1 pseudogene is annotated in these 413 nt (G+C 75.1%); it reads left to right on the top strand.

The window, feature by feature from the left end:
• Positions 1-413: pseudogene (locus LPA54_RS40370) on the top strand (ABC transporter permease); the annotation flags it as partial.

Here is a 413-nt window from a genome sequence, read left to right as displayed (position 1 = left end):
GCGGTGTGATGTGCCTCCTCGTCGGGGTCACCGCCCTGCTGCCGTGGATCGTGGAGACGGTCGTCGCCCGGCTCGGCACGGGCGGCCTGGCCTGGCAGCTCGCCGTGCGCCGCCTCCAGCTGAGCAGCGGCACGGCCGCCCGCATGGTCAACGGCATCGCGGTGGCCGTGGCCGGCGCGATCGCCCTGCAGATGCTGTTCGCCGGCGTGGACGACCAGTACACCCGCGACACGGGACGGGACGTGTCCCGCGCGCAGATGCAGATCGATCTCCCCGACGGCGTGCCGGCGGCGCAGGCCGCGGCGAAGTTCGAGCGGACCGAGGGCGTGCGCGACGTCCACGCGCTCTCCTCCGTCCACGCCTACGAGCGGCCCGCCGACTCGGAGGAACCGGGCCGCGGGGCGCAGCTGACC

This window comes from Streptomyces sp. DH12, from assembly GCF_020873895.1.
Classification (GTDB): domain Bacteria; phylum Actinomycetota; class Actinomycetes; order Streptomycetales; family Streptomycetaceae; genus Streptomyces.
This window is presented reverse-complemented; position numbering and strand designations above follow the sequence as displayed.